Here is an 18,836-nt window from a genome sequence, read left to right on the forward strand (position 1 = left end):
GTCTCATGTACCTTCGGGGGCGCCCAGCAGTGTCCGGGCCTCCCCCACCAGGGTGATCGAGCCGGTGATCAGCACCCCGCCGATCAGGCCCGGGTCGGCCTCGTCGGCGCGTCCGACCGCCCAGTCGATCGCATCGTCGAGGCGTTCGGTGACGTAGATGTCCTGTTCGGCGTAGCCGACGTCGAGCGCGAGGCTGCCGAGCTGCCCGGCGGGAATGGCACGCGGCGAGGTGGACTGGGTGAAACAGATGTCCTCGACGAGTCCCTCATACTCCTTGTACAGCGCGGTGAGCATCTCGCGGGCGTCCTTGTCCTGCAGGATCCCGACCACCAGCACCAGTCGGGAGAGTCCGAAGCTCTCCTTCAGCGCCTGGGCGCTGGCGGTGACCCCGGCGGGGTTGTGCGCGGCGTCGACGATGATGCTGGGACCGGTGCGCAGCGTCTCCAACCGGCCCGGGGCGCTGATATGCTCCGCGGCCAGGCGCAGGTTCTCGATGTTGAGCTCCTGGTCTCCCCCGCCGATGAAGGCCTCCAGCGCGGCCACCGCGACAGCGAAGTTCTGCGCCTGATGCGCACCATGCAGGGGCAGCAGGATGTCCGGGTAGCGGCCCGCCAGCCCTGTGACGCTCAGCTGCTGGCCGCCCACGCCGGGGACCCGGGATTCGACGCCGAACTCCACACCCTCGAAGCGGTAGGCCACGTTCTTCTCGCGCGCCTCGGCGAGCAGCACATCGGCGGCGGCCGGCACCTGGGCGGCAGAGATCAGGAACCCGTCGGTCTTGATGATGCCGGCCTTCTCCAGGGCGATGTCGCGCTCATCGTCGCCGAGCAGGTCGGTGTGGTCCAGACTGATCGGGGTGATCACACTGACCGAACCGTCGGCCACGTTCGTGGCGTCGGTGATGCCGCCGAGGCCGACCTCCAGGACCATGACGTCTACCGGGGCGTCGGCGAAGACCGCGAAGGCCAGGATGGTGACGCATTCGAAGTAGGTCAGCGGCACCTCGCCGCGCTCGGCGAGCTTGTCGTCGACCAGGCTGATGAACGGGCGGACCTCGTCCCAGATCCGGACGAAGGTGGCGTCCTCCACCGGCTGCCCGTCGAGGCAGATCCGTTCGGTCACCGAGTTCAGGTGCGGTGAGGTGTAGCGCCCGACCCGCAGATCGTGGGCCAGCAGCCCGGCCTCGATCATCCGTGCCGTGGAGGTCTTGCCGTTGGTGCCGGTGATATGGATCACCGGCGCGGTCTTGTTCGGCTCCCCCAGCAGGTCCATGGCGTCGATCATGGGCTGCATCCGCGGTTCCATCTTGTTCTCCGGGGCGCGCGAGAGCAGCTCCGCGTAGACGCTGGCTACTGAGAACTGGTCCAGTTCCTCGCTCATGCTCGAGCTCCTTCGACGACGGATACATGGATGCTCGGTTCGGATGCAGTCTCGCAGGGAACCGGGTGCAGATCCACCGTGAGAGTCTCCTCACAGACGAGCTGCCGGTGGGCCTGAAGCGCTTCCACGATGGCCGGGGCGGCGGTCACCGTGGTCTCGATCCGGTCCGAGACCTGGAGATCGGCGTCCTTGCGGGCCTGTTGGATGCTGCGGATCAGATCCCGGGCGGTGCCCTCCTTGATCAGCTCCTCGCTGAGCTCGGTGTCGAGCACCAGGAACCCTCCGGTGCCGTCCAGGACCGTGACCGCCTTCTCGCTGAGCTGTTCCGAGACCGTGGTGCTCAGCGTGTACTCGCCCTCGAAGAGCTCGAGGCCTCCGGCGGTGACCACACCCTCGGCCACCGACCAGTCACCGGACTTCGCGCCCTTGATCGCCTGCTGGACCTGCTTGCCCAACCGGGGGCCGACGGCGCGGGCGTTGACCACCAGCTGCTGCCCGATCCCCCAATCCGCGGCGTCGGTCTGCGCGGCGTCGAGCAGCTGGACCTCTTTGAGGTTCAGCTCATCGGCGATGATCTGCTGGTAGGTGCCTTGAAGCGCCGGGGCCTGCGGCACGGCCACGGTGAGCGTGGCCAGCGGCTGGCGCACCCGCAGGTTCGCCTGCTTGCGCAGCGAGGAGCCGGCGGAGCTGACCAGACGGGTGAGCTCCATGAGCTCCACGGCGCGCTCGTCGCTCAGGTAGTCCTCGGGGTCCGGCCAGTCGGCCAGGTGCACCGAGCGGCCCCCGGTCAGCCCGCGCCAGATCTCCTCGCTGATCATGGGCAGCAGCGGAGCCGCCACCCGGGCGAAGGTCTCGAGCACCGTGTAGAGCACGTCGTAGGCGGCGAAGTCCTCGGCGTAGAACCGGGCCCGGGAACGTCGGATGTACCAGTTGGTGAGCGTGTCGGAGAACCGGCGCAGCGATTCGCAGGCGTCGGAGACGTCATAGGCGTCCAGCGAGGCGGTGACCTCACGGACCAGATCGCCGGTGGCGGCGAGGATGTAGCGGTCCAGCGGGCTGGCCACGTCCTCGGCTCCCACGGACTTCGCCTGGTAGCCGGCGCCCTGGTTGGCGGTGTTGGCGTAGAGCCCGAAGAAGTGCCACGCGTTCCACATCGGCAGCAGCACCTGGCGGACGCTCTCGCGGATCCCCTCCTCGGTGACCACCAGGTTGCCGCCGCGCAGGATCGGCGAGGACATCAGGAACCAGCGCATCGCGTCGGAGCCGTCACGGTCCAGGACCTCGGAGACATCGGGGTAGTTCTGCAGCGACTTGGACATCTTCGCCCCGTCCGAGCCGAGCACGATCCCGTGGCTGATCACGTTGGTGAAGGCCGGGCGGTCGAAGAGCGCGGTGGCCAGCACGTGCATCGTGTAGAACCAGCCGCGGGTCTGCCCGATGTACTCCACGATGAAGTCGGCCGGATGGTGATCGGCGAACCACTGCGCGTTCTCGAAGGGGTAATGGACCTGGGCGAACTGCATCGACCCGGAGTCGAACCAGACGTCCAGGACGTCCTCGACCCGGCGCATGGTGGACTTCCCGGTGGGATCATCGGGGTTCGGCCGGGTCAGCGCGTCGATCCAGGGCCGGTGCAGGTCCGGCTCACCCTCGGCGTTGCGCGGGTAGTCCCCGAAGGCTTCCTTGAGCTCCTCCAGCGAGCCGTAGACCTCGGTGCGCGGGTGCTCGGGGTCATCGGAGACCCAGACCGGCAGCGGACTGCCCCAGTAGCGGTTGCGCGAGATCGACCAGTCGCGGGCGTTCTCGAGCCATTTCCCGAACTGGCCGTGCTTGACGTTGCCCGGGATCCAGTTGATCTCTTCGTTGAGTTCGAGCATCCGCTCCTTGACCTGGGTGACCGCCACGTACCAGGAGGTCACCGCCTTGTAGATCAGCGGGGTGCGGCAGCGCCAGCAGTGCGGGTAGGAGTGCACATAGGACGCCTCACGGACCAGCCGGCCGGAGGCCTTGAGCTCGTTGATGATGGTGCGGTTGGCCTCGAAGACCTGGACGCCGGCGATCTCGGCCAGCGGGGTCTCACCGGTCGGCGTGGGCTGGGCGAACATCGGCAGGAACCGGGCACCCTCATCCACCGAGAGGATCACCGGGATCCCGGCCTGCTCGGAGGAGCGCTGATCCTCTTCACCGTAGGCCGAGGCCTGGTGGACCAGCCCGGTGCCGTCGGTGGTGGTGACGTAGTCCTCCACCAGCACCCGGAAGGCGTGCTGCGTGCCCCAGGTCTCGGTGTCGGTGTAGTAGTCCCACAGCGGCGCGTACTCGATGCCGGCCAGCTCGGTGCCCTGGTAGCGGGCGACGACGGCGGCGGTTGCGGCCTCTGCGGCGGTGGTCTTCGCGGCGGCGGTGACCTCGGTCTGGGCCACGTCAGTGTCGGTGGTCTCGGCGTCGGTGAAGCCCAGGTCCTTGGCGTAGGCGCCCAGCAGCTCGGCCGCGATCAGGTGCCGGCCAGGCAGCGGCGAATCGGCGGGCGCCTGGACGACCACGTATTCCACCTCGGGCCCGACGGCCACGGAGAAGTTCGTCGGCAGCGTCCAGGGGGTGGTGGTCCAGGCGAGCAGGTTGACCCCGGCCAGGGCGTCACCGTGGGCGCCGCCGCCGGTGATCGGGAAGGCCACGGTGACCGAGGGGTCCTGACGGTCCTTGTAGACGTCATCGTCCATCCGCAGCTCATGGTTGGACAGCGGGGTCTCGTCCTTCCAGCAGTAGGGCAGCACGCGGAAGCCCTGGTAGGTCAGACCCTTCTCATGCAGCTGCTTGAAGGCCCAGATGACCGACTCCATGTAGTCGACGTTGAGCGTCTTGTAGTCGTTCTCGAAGTCCACCCAGCGGGCCTGACGGTGCACATAGGACTGCCATTCGCCGGTGTACTTCAGCACCGAGGCGCGGCAGGCGTCGTTGAACTTGTCCACCCCGAAGGCCTCGATCTCGGCCTTGTCGGTCATGCCGAGTTCCTTCATGGCGGTCAGCTCGGCGGGCAGCCCATGGGTGTCCCAGCCGAAGCGCCGCTCCACCCGGGACCCGCGCTGGGTCTGGTAGCGGGCCACGAGGTCTTTGACGTAGCCCGTGAGCAGGTGGCCGTAGTGCGGCAGACCGTTGGCGAAGGGCGGACCATCGTAGAAGACGAACTCGTTGGCCTCACCCGAGGCGTCCTCGGTGGGCCGGTTGTCGATGGAGGCCTGGAAGGTGCCGTCCTTCTCCCACTGCGCCAGCACACGCTCTTCGATCCTCGGGAAGCGCGGGGAGGCGGGGATCCGGCGCGCACCGGAATCGTCGGCTGATGCGCGGGGATACACGGGAGAGTTGTTCTCGGTCATGGAGGTCCGTCCTGCTGTGGTGCTGAGCGATGGTCTGACGCACTCACAAGGACGCCTGCCGGGCGCGGTACCACCTTGCTTGCCCCACGCCTGACGCCCCTGCTCCCGGGAGGAGCTGGGGCGCGCCGCCGTCGGGCCACTCCATGACTGCTGTGACGGGCTTACCCGTCCGGCTCTACTGCGGCGCTGCGGCGGTGGTGCCGCGGGCCGGTTCTTCCGGAAGCTCACCGGTGATGGCCGGGTCGAAGCTGCTGGGGTTCAGTCTACTGGGTCCATGCGTGCGGGGCCATACGAGGCCCCGGCCGGAAGGGCCGCCCCTGCCGAGGTCGGCGGTCCGGCGAAAAAGGCCATGTGTTACGGTCTACTGCTTGTGGCCTGGTTCACCCCCTGTGATGAGTGAGGGTGGGCTCGGCCCGGCATGAGGGGAATACCGTCGCACGCCGCCTGCCCGAGCTCCGCCGAGGCTGAGAACCAGCCCGCGTCATGAGCCGAGAGCGCGGCCACGGATCCGCAGCAGCGAGAAGCAGCGTCTGACAGACGCCTGTACGACTGAGCCCAAAAGTGCCCTGACACAGCGATGCCGCGGCATCTGAAGATGCGAGACGACTGATACTCAACGAGGGGAACATACAACGTGAACGAATCAAGCGCGGCCCAGTTCGGCGCCATCACGGTGGTGCTGCTGCTGGTGGCCTTCTACGGGGGGACTTACCTGGTCTCACATCGGATCAGGAAGAAGAAGGAGAACGCTGACCAGTACATGACCGCCGGGAACAAGATCGGTTTCGGGATCTCGGCGGCCTCGATGACCGCCACCTGGATCTGGGCATCTTCGATGTATGCCTCCGCGGAGGCCGGATATACCTACGGGATCTCCGGGCCCATCCACTATGGGCTCTGGGGCGCACTGATGATCCTGTTCATCTACCCCTTCGGCAAGCGGATCCGCGCGGTGGCCCCGAAGGCGCACAGCATTGCGGAGGTCATGCATGCTCGGCACGGCCGTTCCAGCCAGCTGATGCTCGCCGGCTCCAACGTGGTGGGCAGCTTGATCTCGCTGATGTCGAACTTCATCGCCGGCGGCGTGCTGATCGCGATGCTCTCGCCGTTCACGTTTATCCAGGGCGTGCTCACCGTGGCCGCCGGGGTGCTGCTCTACACGCTGTGGTCAGGCTTCCGCGCCTCGGTGCTCACCGATTTCATCCAGGTCATGGCGATGTTCGGGGCGGTGGCGGTGATCATCCCGTTCATCTTCTTCGCCGCGGACTTCCCCGCCGCCTTCGAGACCGGCGCGCAGAACCTCACCTCCGAGCAGCAGAGCTTCTTCTCCAGCGAGGCGTTCCTGAATCAGGGGGCTCCCTATATCGCGGCGGTGCTCGCCTACGCGATCGGCAACCAGACCATCGCGCAGCGACTCTTCGCGGTGCGCGAGGATCTGATCAAGCCGACCTTCATCACCGCGACCATCGGCTATGGCGCGATGGTCATCGGGGTGGGCATGTTCGGTGTGCTGGCCCTCTACCTGGGCTTCGAGCCCACCGGCGGGGATGTCAACAACATCATCCCGGAGATGGCCGCGAGCTATCTGCCTGCGGTGCTGCTGGCGGTCTTCTTCGTGATGATCATCGGAGCGCTCTCCTCCACCGCGGATTCCGATCTCTCGGCGATGTCCTCGATCATGATGGCCGACGTCTACGGCCAGAACGTCGCCGGCAAGGCCAAGGCCAACCCGCGGACCATGCTGCTTGTGGGTCGGGTGACCATGCTGCTGGCCACCGCCGCGGCGGTGAGCTTCGCCAGCCTGCAGCTGAGCATCCTGGATCTGCTGGTGTTCGTCGGTGCGCTCTGGGGCGCGCTGGTGTTCCCGGTGCTCGCCAGCTTCTACTGGAAGAAGGTCACGAACAAGGCGTTCACCGTCTCGGTCCTCGCGGCCCTGGCCTGCTTCGTGCCGGTCCGCTTCGAGTGGTTCCCGCTCACCGGCGTGGTCGGAATCATCGTGGACCTGTTCTCGGTGGTCGGCATCGCCGTGATCCTGGGCCTGATGTGCTTCGGCTTCTTCGGGCTCAAGGTGGCCAAGGTGGTGGCGGTGATCGCCGCGATCGTCTCGGCGCCCTTCGTGGTCGGCTTCCTGCACGACTACGCCACGCTCAGCGCCTCGCTTCTCGCCTACGCCGTGAGCACGATCGTCTGCTGGGCGATGTCCGTGCGCGGCAACGCCGAGTTCGACTTCGCGCTGATCGAGCAGCGGACCGGGAACTTCGACGACGACGACGCCGCAGCCAGCCCCGCGGTCGCGGCCAGCTCGGTCGCAGCCGCCCCTGGCTCGACCAGCCATGAATCGACAACAGTGGGAGACCCCCGATGAGCACCCTTGCGATGACCCTCTACACCCTGATGTGGCCCTTGATCGTCCTGACCGTGATGGTCGTGATCGGCTACGCCTTCTTCGCCGATTGGAAGAAGGCCCGCGAGAACGGGCAGGACATCATCTGAGGCCAGGGGGCGGCGCACTCCTCGCCGGGAAGCTGCGATGCGACTGTCCGGCGGGGCTGTCCCGCGGGGAAGGTCCCGCGAGACTGTCCGACGGGGCTGTCCCGCCACAGAACGCGGCTATAGGGTGATGTGGGACCTTGAGAGGAGCAGGTGATGAACATCGACGTCTGGCCGGAATCGGCCCCGACCCAGATTCTGCTTCTGACCCTGGCGTTCCTGATGTCGGCGGCGATCGGGATCGAGCGTGACATCCGGCAGAAGTCCGCCGGGGCGCGCACCCACATCCTGGTCGGCATGGGCTCGGCCCTGTTCACCCTGGTCTCCGCCTACGGCTTCTCGCATCTGATCGGCGGGGACGTGGTCCTGGACCCCTCCAGGATCGCCGCGCAGATCGTGAGCGGGATCGGCTTCATCGGTGCCGGGGTGATCTTCGTCCGGCAGAACGTGGTCTCGGGGCTGACCACCGCGGCGTCGATCTGGGTGACGGCCGCCGTGGGCATGGCCTGCGGCGCCGGAATGCCGGTGATCGCCGGACTCACGGTGGTGTTCTACCTGTTCTCGGTCACCCTGGTGACGAATCTGGTCCGCCGGCTCCCCCGCCACGATCGCTCCGAGCGCTACATCGTGCGCTACACCGACGGGCGTGGGATCCTGCGTGAGATCCTCGGCGCCGCCTCGCAATGGGGCTACGAGACTCGGCTGGTGCGCACCCGCCGACTTGAAGTCTCCGATGGGTTCGCCGTCGACGCCACCATGACCTTCACCCGCACCCAGCGCGTAGGCCGCGAGCAGCTCTTCGAAGCGCTCCAGGAGCTCGAGGGCGTCCTGGAGATCCGCACCGTCACTGAGGAGAACGACTGAGGCGGCAATCCATGCTGAGGGTTGGCCGCGCTGAAGCTCAGCAGGGCTTCCACCAGTTGCCACCGGGGAGGAAGCAGCGCGGTCCCGTGTAATTCGTCGGTTCATTCCGGTGGGTATACCCGGCGGGTCGGTCCGACGGTCCAAGGTTTGGTGTTCCGCCCCCGCCTCCGGAGGATCCATTGTTCGGAGCGGGTGCCGGGGCCGGCTGTTGCGTACGTTGCGGCGCAGGCGCGGGTGCAGGTGCAGGTGCAGGTGCAGGCTGTTGCGTAGGTTGGGGCACCGGCGCAGGTGCAGGCGCAGGTTGTTGTGTGGGCTGCGGAGCCGGGGCCGGCTGAGGCGCGGGAGCCGGGGCCGGCTGAGGCGCGGGCTGTCGGTTGCGTTCACGCTCTTCGGCCGCCTGGTCCGCGGCCTTCTGGCGTTCAACCTCTTCCCGCGCCGACTCCTGACGCTCAGCGGCCTCACGTTCTGCCTCGCGCGCCTCGTCGATCTCCTGGATCTCTCCCTTGGTTTCCGAGACTCGTTCCTCGGCGGTCGTGATCGCCCGGTCCAGCCGCCTCTCGAATGGACCTAGAAGCGGCCCGTAGGCGCGATGGTGGATTCCTGGCTCGTCCGGATCCAGAGAAAGGATGAGATCTCGGGTCTCTTCGGCCAACAGGACGGCAGCAGCGGCGGAGGCAGCGGATTCCTCCAGCGCTTCATATTCCTCGGGCAGCTCGGTGCCTAATTCGTCGACCTCGTCGACGGCCTCCTGCACCTGCGAGGGAACGGTGCATGGCAGCGAATCGTTGAACAGTCCACGACCGGCGGATTCTGCTTCCGCCTGCGCCTCTTGGACCGGCGGGAGGAACCTGTCATTGGGTTCGAAATAGGCCGCGATGCCGAAGCCAGCTCTCGCGATGGCGGCGTTGATGAGGTCGTCATCTTTGAAGACACCAGCCAGAATCCGGTCGTACCGATCGGTGCGCTCCTCATCGAATTCAAGACGGACCGAGTCGCCGGGCGCCAACAGTTCGTTGAGATAGTCCGAGGCCTCGGGCCCCAAGCACTCCACGTCGCGATCAGGGTGTTTCGTCTCCGGGGTGTCGATGTTGAGCAGACGAACACTCTGGCGTTCACCCGCGTATTCGACACGGATGGTGTCACCGTCGATCACCTCGACCACCTGGGCGTCGACCGAGCTGTCGTTGGGCGCGGATGACCCTGCCGCACATCCGCTGCCTGCGAGCAGTCCGATCAGAGACACCGACGCTAGAACGAAAGTCTTCAAACTGGATGCTCCCCCCATGTAATCTTGACGCCACCTGTGCAGAGATTACACGTCCTGCGGCGGAAGACCTGCGGAGCAAGTCCTCGAGCAACCAAAAAATCGTAGAGCTGCAGCCCGACGATCGGCTGCAGCTCTACGATTTTTTGACGCGACGGGGAGGTCAGACCTGGGCGGGCTGCTCCTCTTCGGCGAGCTCGACCTCGGTGACGACCACGGACTGGGTCCCGTCGGTCTGTGGGCTCAGCGCCAGGGAGCGGGATCGGGTGGCCGCCTGGACGTCGGCGATGGCGGCGTCGATGTGGGCCAGCGTCCGCTCGGGTGCGGAGACCGTCGCGGTGATCACCTCGGTGCGCTGCTTCACCTTGGCCTCAGACTTGACCTTGCGCAGACCGGAGAGCACCTGCGCCACGGAGTCCAGCATCCCGGTCGAGCCCTGCACGGACTCCAACCCGGAGGTGGTCGGCCACTGGGTGGAGTGCACCGAGCCGTGGCGCCACCAGCGCCAGACCTCGTCGGTGACGAAGGGCAGCACCGGGGCGAAGAGCCGCAGCAGCGAGTCGAGCGTGGTCGCCAAGGCCGCCAGCACCGAATCCTGGGCCGACTCACCGCGTGAGCCGTAGGCGCGGTCCTTGACCAGCTCCACATAGTCGTCGGTGAAGGACCAGAAGAAGGACTCCACCAGCTGCAGCGCCCGGGCGTAGTCGTAGTCGGCGAAGTGCTTGGTCGCCTGGTCCACCACGGTGCGCAGCTCGGCGATCAGGGCGCGGTCCAGGGCCTCGGTGAGGACCTGAGCTCCGGCGTCGTCGCCGATGATGTGGGCTTCGGTGACACCGAGGTTCAGCGCGAACTTCGAGGCGTTGAGCAGCTTGATCGCGAGGCGGCGCCCGATCTTCATCTGCGCCACCTCGTAGGCGGTGTCTGCGCCGAGCTTCGCCGAGGCGGCCCAGTAGCGCACCGCGTCGGAGCCGAACTGCTCCAGCGGCTCGGTGGGCACGACGACATTGCCCTTGGACTTGGACATCTTCTTGCGATCCGGGTCCAGGATCCAGCCGGAGATCGCGGTGTTGGTCCACGGCACGGAGTCATTCAGCGAGTTCGCGCGGACCGCGGAGGCGAAGAGCCAGGTGCGGATGATGTCGTGACCCTGGGGGCGCAGATCGAAGGGGAACACCTTGTTGAAGAAGTCGTTGTCCTTCTCCCAGCGGCCTGCGATGTGCGGAGTGATCGCCGAGGTGGCCCAGGTGTCCAGGACGTCGGCCTCACCGATGAAGCCACCGGCGACGCCGCGCTGGGACTCCTGGTATCCGGCGGGGACCTGCGAGGCCGGGTCCACCGGCAGCAGGGCCTCCTCGGGCAGCAGCGGGTGGTCGTAGTCGGGCTCGGCGTCGGCGTTCAGCGGGTACCAGACCGGGATCGGCACGCCGAAGAAGCGCTGCCGCGAGACCAGCCAGTCGCCGTTGAGCCCCTCCACCCAGTTCTCGTAGCGAGAGCGCATGAAGGTCGGGTGCCAGGAGATCTCCCTGCCGCGGGCGACCATCTTCTCGCGCCGGGCGGCGTCGCGACCGCCGTTGCGGATGTACCACTGCCGGGAGGTGACGACCTCCAGCGGCTTGTCGCCCTTCTCGTAGAAGTGCACCGCGTGGGTGATCTTCTTGGGCTCCCCCTCGAGCAGCTCGGCGGCCTTGAGCAGCTCCACCACGGCCTCCTTGGCCGAATGCACGGTCTTGCCGGCGAGCTGTTCGTAGTTCGCCTGACCCTCCGTGGAGCTGATCCACTCCGGGGCCTCCCGTGAGAAGCGGCCGTCGCGGCCGATCAGCGCCCGGGTGGGCAGCTGCAGCTCGCGCCACCAGGTCACGTCGGTCATATCGCCGAAGGTGCAGATCATGGCGGCGCCGGAGCCCTTGTCCGGCTGCGCGAGTCCGTGCGCCTTGACCTCGACCTCCACGCCGAAGAGCGGGGAGATCGCGGTCTTGCCGAAGAGGTGCTGGTAGCGCTCATCATCGGGGTGCGCGACCAGGGCCACGCAGGAGGGCAGCAGCTCGGGGCGTGTGGTCTCGATGAAGACCTGTTCGCCGGTGTCCTTCACGGTGAAGGGGTAGCGATGATACGCGCCGGGGTGGTCCTTGAACTCGAGCTCGGCCTGGGCCACGGCCGTGCGGAAGGTGATGTCCCACAGCGTCGGCGCTTGGGCTGTGTAGGCGTTGCCGGCGTGGATGTCGCGCAGGAAGGCCCGCTGAGAGGCGGCGCGGGAGTCATCGTCGATGGTGCGGTAGGTCTGGCGCCAGTCCACCGAGAGGCCCAGCCGGGAGAAGAGATCCTCGAAGACCTTCTCGTCTTCCACGGTGAGGGTCTCGCAGAGCTCGATGAAGTTCGCGCGGCTGATCGCGTCCCAGTCGCGCTGGTTCTTGGCCGGCTTCTCCGGCGGGGTGTAGTCCGGGTCGTAGGGCTGCGCGGGATCGCAGCGCACCCCGTAGTAGTTCTGGACCCGACGCTCGGTGGGCAGTCCGTTGTCGTCCCAGCCCAGCGGGTAGAAGACGTTCTTCCCGGACATCCGCATGAAGCGGGCCATCACGTCGGTCTGCGTGTAGGAGAACATATGCCCCACGTGCAGCGAGCCGGAGGCGGTGGGCGGCGGAGTGTCGATGGAGTAGACCTCGGCGCGCTCGGTGTCCTCGTTGAAGTGGTAGATCTCCTCGTCCTGCCAGGCGGCATGGAGCTTCTCCTCGAGGCCCTCCAGCGCCGGGCGGTCCGGGACCACGGGGCTCTTGTGCGCGGCGGTGGCCTGGGAGGGGTCTGCGGAATGGGTCGCGGTGGCGGGCGCGTCTGTGCCCGGAGTCTGATCAGCCATGCTGGCCATTCTCTCACGACGGAAGTGTCACATACTGAACCACCGGTTCTCTCAGCGCACCCTGCTCACTAGGCTGTCTCCATGATCGACACCGATACCTCCACCCGCAGCGCCATGGTCACCGGCGCCTCCTCCGGGATCGGCGCCGCCACTGCGCACCGACTCACCACCGAGGGCTGGCGGGTCTTCGCGGTCGCGAGGCGCGCCGAGAAGCTCGAGAGCCTCGCCGAGCAGGAGGGGATCATCCCGATCATCTGCGACGTCACCGATCCGGAGCAGGTGGCTGTGGCTCTTGCGGAGGTCACCGCCGCCGGAGGGATCGACACCCTGATCAACAACGCCGGCGGGGCGCTGGGCATGGACCCGGTGGCCGAGGGCAGGCCCGAGGACTGGCGCTGGATGTACGAGGTCAACGTGCTCGGCGCGCTGAACGTGATCCAGGCCTTCATCCCGATGCTGCGCGCCCACGGTGAAGGCACGATCCTCACCGTCACCTCCACCGCTGGGATCACGGCCTACGAGGGCGGAGCCGGCTATAACGCGGCAAAGTTCGGCGAGCACGCACTCACCGGGGCGCTGCGATTGGAAGAGGCCGAGCACAATATCCGGGTCATCGAGGTGCTGCCGGGCATGGTCGCCACCGAGGAGTTCACCGCGAAGCGGCTCCGCGGAGACGTGGCCGCCGCCGAGGCGGTCTATCGCGGGGTCAAGCGTCCCCTGGTCGCTGAGGACATCGCCGAGGTGATCGCGGGCGCCGTCACGCTCCCCCACCATGTGAACCTGGATCAGGTCGTGGTCCGCCCGGTCGCCCAGGCGGCCCAGCACAAGGTGATCCGCGAGGAGTGAGCACTCCCCCGACCTGAGCACACCGGAACCGACGACGACGCCGGCGCGGGCTTCAAGCCCGCGCCGGCGTCGTCGTGTGGTGCCCTCTGCTGAGGGCCCTGTGGTGGGAGCCTCGATCAGTCGAAGGCTGGGGACTCCGTGCGGGAGCGCTTGAGCTCGAAGAAGTACGGGAACTGGGCCAGTGCCACGGCACCGTCGAAGACCTTGCCGGCGTCCTCGCCGCGCGGGATGCGGGTCAGCACGGGGCCGAAGAACGCGGTGCCCTGGAATGCGACGACCGGGGTGCCGACGTCCTGACCGACCAGGGAGATGCCCTTGTCGTGGGAGGCGCGCATCTCGGCGTCGTTCTTCTCCGTCTTGGCCTCGGCGAGCAGGTCCTCCTCCAGGCCGACGGCGCGCAGTGCGTTGCGCGTGGCCGCCTCGAAATCCTTGTTGCCGTTGTTGTGGATCTCGGTGCCGGCGGCGGTGTAGAACTCTCCGACCTTGTCCTCGCCATGCTTCAGAGCCACAGCGGTGGCGGTGCGGGCCGGGATCCAGCGGGCGAGCTGCTCGGGGTCCTCGGACGGCGCGGGGTTCTTGGCCTCGTTGAGCACACCGAGGCTCATCACGTTCCAGTGCACCTCGATGTCACGGACCTTCTCGGCCTCCAGGATCCAGCGTGAGGTCACCCAGGCGAAGGGGCACAGCGGGTCGAACCAGAAATCAACGCGTTCTGCCATGGAAAGCTCCTCTCGGCGCGGGACGATCGGTCGCCGCGCACGGATCAGTGGTGTTCGGGCCAGCCGCAGCGCTGCCCAGTTCAGGGGGCTGCTGCTGGTGCTTCTTCTCCTGACAACCGGGGTGCCGCGGAATCCATTCCTGGCGCCGCTGCTCCGGTAGGGCAGCCACGGTGAGGCATCTGCGGTGCGCGCGGCAGCCCCGGCAGACTCAGAGCGGGGCGTCCTGCGGGATCGGGACCTCGAGTCCCAGCAGCGCATTCTCGGTGACCTCCATCAGGGCGGGATGGATCCAGTACTGTCCCCGGGCGGCCGTGTAGGCGTCCTGGCCGAAGCTCATCGCCTGGATGACCGGCTGGATCAGGTTCGAGGCCTGGTAGCCCATGACATGCGCGCCGAGGATCTGCCCGCTGCGGCGGTCCGCGATCACCTTGAAGATCCCCTCGCCGTCTTCCATCGCCCAGCCATAGGCGGTGTCGCCGTAGCGCTGGATCTTGGTGGTGAGGTTCTCCGGCCCGATGGTCTCTGCGGCCTGGGCCTCGGTGATTCCGACCTGAGCCATCTCGGGGAAGGAGAAGATCGCCGAGGGGATCGCCTCGTGCCGCGATGCGCGGATCCGGTCCGGGTGCTCCAGGTTGTGGGCGACCACCCGGGCCTCCTGGTTCGCCACATGCTTGAGCATCGCCTCGGAGCTGACATCGCCCAGCGCGTAGAGACCCGCAACCGGCTCGCCCTGGCTGAGCACTCGCTGGTATTCATCCACCGCGAGGCGCCCGTCGGAGTGCACGTCGAGACCGACCTCTTGAGCTCCGATCAGGTCGGTGTTCGGGGTGCGGCCGATGGCCACCAGGACCGCGTCCACGTCCTGGTGCTCGACCCGGCCGTCGGAGGTGACCAGCTCGACGCGCAGCCCCGCACCGTGCTCGACGATCCGGGTCGCGGTGCGCTGGTAGTGCACCGTCCAGTTCTTCTCGGCCTCGGCAGAGAAGGCGGCGGAGATGTCGGCGTCCATGGCGGTCATCAGCCCCTGGCTGCGATTGATCTGAATGACCTCGGTGCCGAAGGCGGAGAACACCCCGGCGAACTCGCAGGCGATGTAGCCGCCGCCGATGATCAGCAGCTTTTCGGGCCGCTGCTCGATGCGCATGATGCTGTCAGAGGTGTGCACTCCAGGCAGGTCGATTCCTGGGACCTGGGGAAGCGAGGGTCGTGATCCGGCGGCGATGACCAGCTGGTCGGCCTCGGCGCGGACACCGGAGTCAGAGACGAACGCGAAGGGCGGCTGGCTGAAGTCCCCGGTGAGCGTGACGTGCTCCGTCACGAGGTCCACATGGTCCAGCTCGACCTCGCGGTACTGCCGGCCGCCGGCCGAGATGGCGTCGATCCGGGAGAAGATCCGGTCGCGCATCGCGGGCCAGTCCACCTCGGTGGTCTCCTGGGTGACGTTGAGCCGGGCCGCTTCCACCGGCCCCCGGGCCAGCGCCGCCGGGCGGACGAACATCTTGGTCGGGATGCACCCCACGTTGAGACAGGTGCCGCCGAAGGCCGCCGTGCTGCCAGATCCCTTGTCCGCGAGGACCACGCGCTTGTTTTCCCAGAAGGGTGTGATCAGGGAGTTCCCTGAGCCGGAACCGATGATGGAGAGGTCGTAGTGGGCCATGTGGCAATCCTAGACGCGACCGTCGACGTCGTTTCACATCAGCTGTATGAGTAGCACCTTGACGGTCGGGGCGGTCCTCCCGGAGGACCGGCCTGGCTGCACGGACCGCTCGCGGAGGTGCGGCGCCGACCGAATGCAGTCTCTGTCCGGCCGCGGCCGGACAGAGACTGCATTCCGGTGTCAGGAAGCTTCGAAGAAGAAGTCCTGGGTGTCGAAGAAGCCGATTCGCACCCGGAGGGTGCCGTCGTCGTCGTTTGGAACGGCCAAGGAGATGTTCCCTGTCTCTGAGCCGCCGTTGTAGAGCTCGGCGATCGAATCGAAGGAATCCGGTGCTACGGCGGAGAGTTCGTAGTCTGAGCTGGTCTCTCCAGTACTGCTGACGTAGGCGACCTCTGTAGCCATCATCGGCGAGTCCGATTCGTCCCCGAGGTAGGTCGCGGTCATGTTCACGAGCATGTAGCTCTGCCCCTCGGGTGCGGGGTCGTTGAACTGGTTCTCTGCGGCGATCGCGTCATCGGCGTTAGGGGTCACGCTGTTGATAGTGACCTCCCAATCGTCGTGGGAGACGGGTTCACCGATCGGCAATGGGTTCTCGCGGCTACCCTCGTCCCCTCCCGTACCGGCTGCTTCTGGTTCTTCGCGGTCTTCGGCGATGTCTTCCTGCTCGTCCTGAATGTCCTCTTCGAGCTCGGCGACCTCCTCGTCATCCGCCGGGTCGACACTCTGAGCCTCTTCCTCAAGCTCTCGCATGTCGTCATCGACGCTGGAGAAGATCGCACCGGCAATCGCAACTCCGATGATGGTGATCAGCAGAGCGATCGCGCCGGTGATCACACCCGTGATGCCCTGGCCGCGGCCCCGGCGCTTCACGAAGGCGACGATGCCCAAGATCACGGCCAGAGGAGCAAGAATGAAGTTGGCTAGACCGATAACGGGTATAAACGCAAAGACAATCGCGACGATACCAAGCACCATGGCAGCGATTCCGATGCCCTTCCGTGGAGGTGCTGCAGTCATCATTGGATGATGCTGTTGTTGGTCGTATTGTTGTGGTTGCTGGGGGTTCTGGGCGTAATGGTCAGACATGGGTGCCTCATTAAGGTTGGGAAAATCATGTGCGCGAGTGATAGCGCCGCGGTCGATCTGCGAAGTATCAGGAAAAGACTACGTGAGTAAATTCATCTTCTAAATGCATACACACTCCTGACCTTCACAGCATCAACGGTCGTCGTGGCACGAGCGCGCCGAAAGAGAGAGACTGAAGGGTGCCGGTAGACAGCCGCTACAGGGCCAACACCGGCCTCCCACACAGTCTCAAGAGAGTAGGACCCATGATCTTCATCGTCGTGAAATTCCAGGTCAAGCCCGAGCTGGCAGACCAGTGGCCCGCCATCACCGCTGAGTTCACCGAAGCCACCCGGGCCGAGCCCGGCAATAAGTGGTTCGACTGGTCCCGCAGCCTCGAGGACCCCAACGAGTACGTGCTCATCGAAGCCTTCGACGACGACGCCGCTGGCCCGCACGTGGAATCCGCGCACTTCCAGCAGGCGGTCAGCTCAGACGGGGCCATGGCGCAGGCGCTGGTCTCCACCCCGAAAATCATCTCGCGCCAGGTCGAAGGTGAGGGCTGGGAAGAGATGGGTGAGATGAAGATCAACTGATCCGTCCCTTCCTGCGCGGAGCGCCGGGGCAAGGATCACCGCAGATCATCCCTATGATGGGGAGCGTGCAGATCTTGAGCGTTTCCAGCCTGAAAGGCGGGGTCGGTAAGACCTCGGTCACCATGGGCCTTGCCTCGGCCGCCCTCCACCAGGGGGTGCGGACCCTCGTCGTCGACCTAGACCCCCACGCGGATTCCACCACCGGGCTGGGCGTCACCCGCGGCGCCGGCACCGAGGCCGGGCAGCTGCTGCGCGACGCCAAGCGCACCACCTTGGGTGACCATGTGGTCCGTTCCGGCTGGCTGGATCTGCTCCCCGCAGAGCAGCGCTCCGAAGCGACGCTGGACGTCGTCGTCGGCTCCGCGCTCTCGGCGGCCTTCGATCGCCCCGATATCCGGCCTCGCGATATGCGTCGACTCCGGATGATCCTCGATCGGGTCACCGGCTATGACCTGGTGCTCATCGATTGCCCGCCCTCCTTGTCTGGTCTGACCCGGATCGGGTGGTCGGCCTCGGATGGCGTGCTCCTGGTGGCGGAGCCGAGTCTGTTCTCCGTGGCCGGCACCGAGCGGACGATGCGTGCGATCCGGATGTTCTCCAGCGAATACGCACCGCAGCTGAAGTCCGCCGGCGTGGTGGTCAACCGTGCCCGCGCCGATTCCACCGAGCACGAGTACCGCCTGCTGGAGATGGAGCGGCTCTATAAGGACAAGCTGATGCTCCCGGTGCTGGAGGAGAACCCGTTCTGGCAGCAGATCCAGGGCGCGGCGTACCCGGTGCACCAGTGGCCCGGCGAACAGGTCAAGGACCTGGCGAAATCCTTCGACCAGCTGCTCAAGCAGCTGGTCTGACACAGCAGCTGATCTGACCCAGCAGCTGGTCTGACCCAGTAGAAAAGGACCGCTCCTCATCGAGGGGCGGTCCTTTTGCGTATGGCCCCGAGGGGGCGAAGTCTGAGGGTCAGGAGGCTTGGGAACGACGCGCCCTGAGCTGGGCGAGTTCGTCTCCGGCCGAGCCGAAGGCCTCAAGCTCGGGAATGGCCTCGGGCTCGGTGCGCTCCCGGGGAAGCTCCACCAGGCTGGCTTCGACCTCGCGCCACACCCGACCCACGGCGATGCCGAAGACTCCCTGTCCGCCCTGCACAAGGTCGATGACCTCGTCTGCGGAGGTGCATTCATAGACCGAGGCGCCGTCCGACATCAGGGTGATCTGGGCGAGGTCATCGACGCCGCGTTCGCGCAGATGCTCGATGGCGCTTCGGATCTGCTGCAGCGAGACACCGGTGTCCAGCAGACGCTTGACCACCTTGAGCACCAGCACGTCTCGGAAGGAATACAGTCGGGCCGAACCCGAGCCGGCGGCATTGCGCATGGAGGGCTGCACCAGCTTCGTGCGCGCCCAGTAGTCCAGCTGACGATAGGTGATCCCTGCGGCGGCGCAGGCCACGGGACCGCGGTAGCCGAGCTCCTCGTCCAGCTCAGGCCGGCCGTCGCTGAACAGGGGCTGCTGGGCAGCTGCCTGCCCTGGCCGTACACGCTCGGTGCCCGCGTGCGATTCTGGACCCACCTGGTAGCCTCCTGAAGTGCCGGACTCCGCTGGGAAAGCCCCTGCCCGGCGCCGCGGAAGCGGCGAGGAAGGTGCCTGCGAAGGCCTTGTCCCTAGACGGTATTGCCGCAGCCGCGCAGGGTCAAAGACATTTGAGTTTTACTCTACGGCGTGTCGCGAAGTTCCAC

Annotated in this window: 14 protein-coding genes; 6 read left to right on the top strand and 8 right to left on the bottom strand. The window is 66.6% G+C overall.

Annotated elements, in window-relative coordinates:
* Window positions 1-3 precede the first annotated feature (3 nt).
* Together I2487_RS10735 and ileS are read right to left on the bottom strand one after the other, a co-directional pair.
* A complete protein-coding gene (locus I2487_RS10735) occupies window positions 4-1,380 on the bottom strand; it encodes a bifunctional folylpolyglutamate synthase/dihydrofolate synthase (protein ID WP_207171488.1) in 1,377 nt (458 codons plus the stop codon).
* Window positions 1,377-4,751 (bottom strand): isoleucine--tRNA ligase, encoded by a 3,375-nt coding sequence (ileS, locus tag I2487_RS10740; protein WP_207171486.1) that lies wholly within the window; start codon window positions 4,749-4,751, stop codon window positions 1,377-1,379. Before ileS ends, I2487_RS10735 begins: the two co-directional genes overlap by 4 nt.
* A 634-nt stretch (window positions 4,752-5,385) precedes the next feature.
* Here ileS and I2487_RS10745 point away from each other — a divergent pair.
* The 3 genes from I2487_RS10745 (at window position 5,386) to I2487_RS10750 (ending at window position 8,105) form a co-directional block, all read left to right on the top strand.
* Entirely contained in the window at window positions 5,386-7,116 is a 1,731-nt protein-coding gene (locus I2487_RS10745) for a sodium:solute symporter family transporter (protein WP_207171479.1), read from the top strand.
* On the top strand, window positions 7,113-7,244 hold the full coding sequence (locus tag I2487_RS15325) for a putative transporter small subunit (RefSeq protein ID WP_218624271.1): 132 nt from the start codon (window positions 7,113-7,115) through the stop codon (window positions 7,242-7,244). Before I2487_RS10745 ends, I2487_RS15325 begins: the two co-directional genes overlap by 4 nt.
* Before the next feature lie 153 nt (window positions 7,245-7,397).
* Window positions 7,398-8,105, top strand: coding sequence for an MgtC/SapB family protein (locus tag I2487_RS10750; RefSeq protein WP_207171477.1), 708 nt, complete (start codon window positions 7,398-7,400; stop codon window positions 8,103-8,105).
* A 37-nt stretch (window positions 8,106-8,142) separates the two neighbouring features.
* Here I2487_RS10750 and I2487_RS10755 read toward each other — a convergent pair whose 3' ends face one another.
* Both I2487_RS10755 and valS read right to left on the bottom strand, forming a co-directional pair.
* Entirely contained in the window at window positions 8,143-9,372 is a 1,230-nt protein-coding gene (locus I2487_RS10755) for a thermonuclease family protein (protein WP_207173044.1), read from the bottom strand.
* Window positions 9,373-9,532: 160 nt separating this feature from the next.
* A complete protein-coding gene (valS, locus tag I2487_RS10760) occupies window positions 9,533-12,220 on the bottom strand; it encodes a valine--tRNA ligase (RefSeq protein ID WP_207171473.1) in 2,688 nt (895 codons plus the stop codon).
* An 81-nt stretch (window positions 12,221-12,301) separates the two neighbouring features.
* Between valS and I2487_RS10765 the strand changes: the two genes are divergently transcribed.
* Window positions 12,302-13,066: an SDR family oxidoreductase gene (locus I2487_RS10765; RefSeq protein WP_207171471.1), complete on the top strand. Its 765-nt coding sequence runs from the start codon at window positions 12,302-12,304 to the stop codon at window positions 13,064-13,066.
* Window positions 13,067-13,182: 116 nt separating this feature from the next.
* On the opposite strand, the gene I2487_RS10770 is transcribed toward I2487_RS10765, so the two are convergent.
* The 3 genes from I2487_RS10770 to I2487_RS10780 form a co-directional block, all read right to left on the bottom strand.
* On the bottom strand, window positions 13,183-13,785 hold the full coding sequence (locus tag I2487_RS10770; RefSeq protein ID WP_207171469.1) for a mycothiol-dependent nitroreductase Rv2466c family protein: 603 nt from the start codon (window positions 13,783-13,785) through the stop codon (window positions 13,183-13,185).
* Window positions 13,786-13,993: 208 nt separating this feature from the next.
* Window positions 13,994-15,442 carry a mycothione reductase gene (locus tag I2487_RS10775; protein ID WP_207171467.1) on the bottom strand — a complete coding sequence of 483 codons (1,449 nt, stop codon included), beginning with the start codon at window positions 15,440-15,442 and terminating at the stop codon, window positions 13,994-13,996.
* A 180-nt stretch (window positions 15,443-15,622) separates the two neighbouring features.
* Entirely contained in the window at window positions 15,623-16,528 is a 906-nt protein-coding gene (locus tag I2487_RS10780; protein ID WP_207171465.1) for a DUF4190 domain-containing protein, read from the bottom strand.
* 245 nt (window positions 16,529-16,773) lie between these two features.
* On the opposite strand from I2487_RS10780, the gene I2487_RS10785 reads away from it, so the two are divergent.
* Window positions 16,774-17,103 (top strand): putative quinol monooxygenase, encoded by a 330-nt coding sequence (locus I2487_RS10785; RefSeq protein ID WP_207171463.1) that lies wholly within the window; start codon window positions 16,774-16,776, stop codon window positions 17,101-17,103.
* 65 nt (window positions 17,104-17,168) lie between these two features.
* Entirely contained in the window at window positions 17,169-17,954 is a 786-nt protein-coding gene (locus I2487_RS10790) for an AAA family ATPase (protein ID WP_207171461.1), read from the top strand.
* Between the two features lie 109 nt (window positions 17,955-18,063).
* On the opposite strand, the gene I2487_RS10795 is transcribed toward I2487_RS10790, so the two are convergent.
* Window positions 18,064-18,669: a MerR family transcriptional regulator gene (locus I2487_RS10795; RefSeq protein WP_051501304.1), complete on the bottom strand. Its 606-nt coding sequence runs from the start codon at window positions 18,667-18,669 to the stop codon at window positions 18,064-18,066.
* Window positions 18,670-18,836: the final 167 nt, after the last annotated feature.

Source organism: Nesterenkonia sp. E16_10 (assembly GCF_017347085.1).
Taxonomy (GTDB): Bacteria; Actinomycetota; Actinomycetes; order Actinomycetales; family Micrococcaceae; genus Nesterenkonia.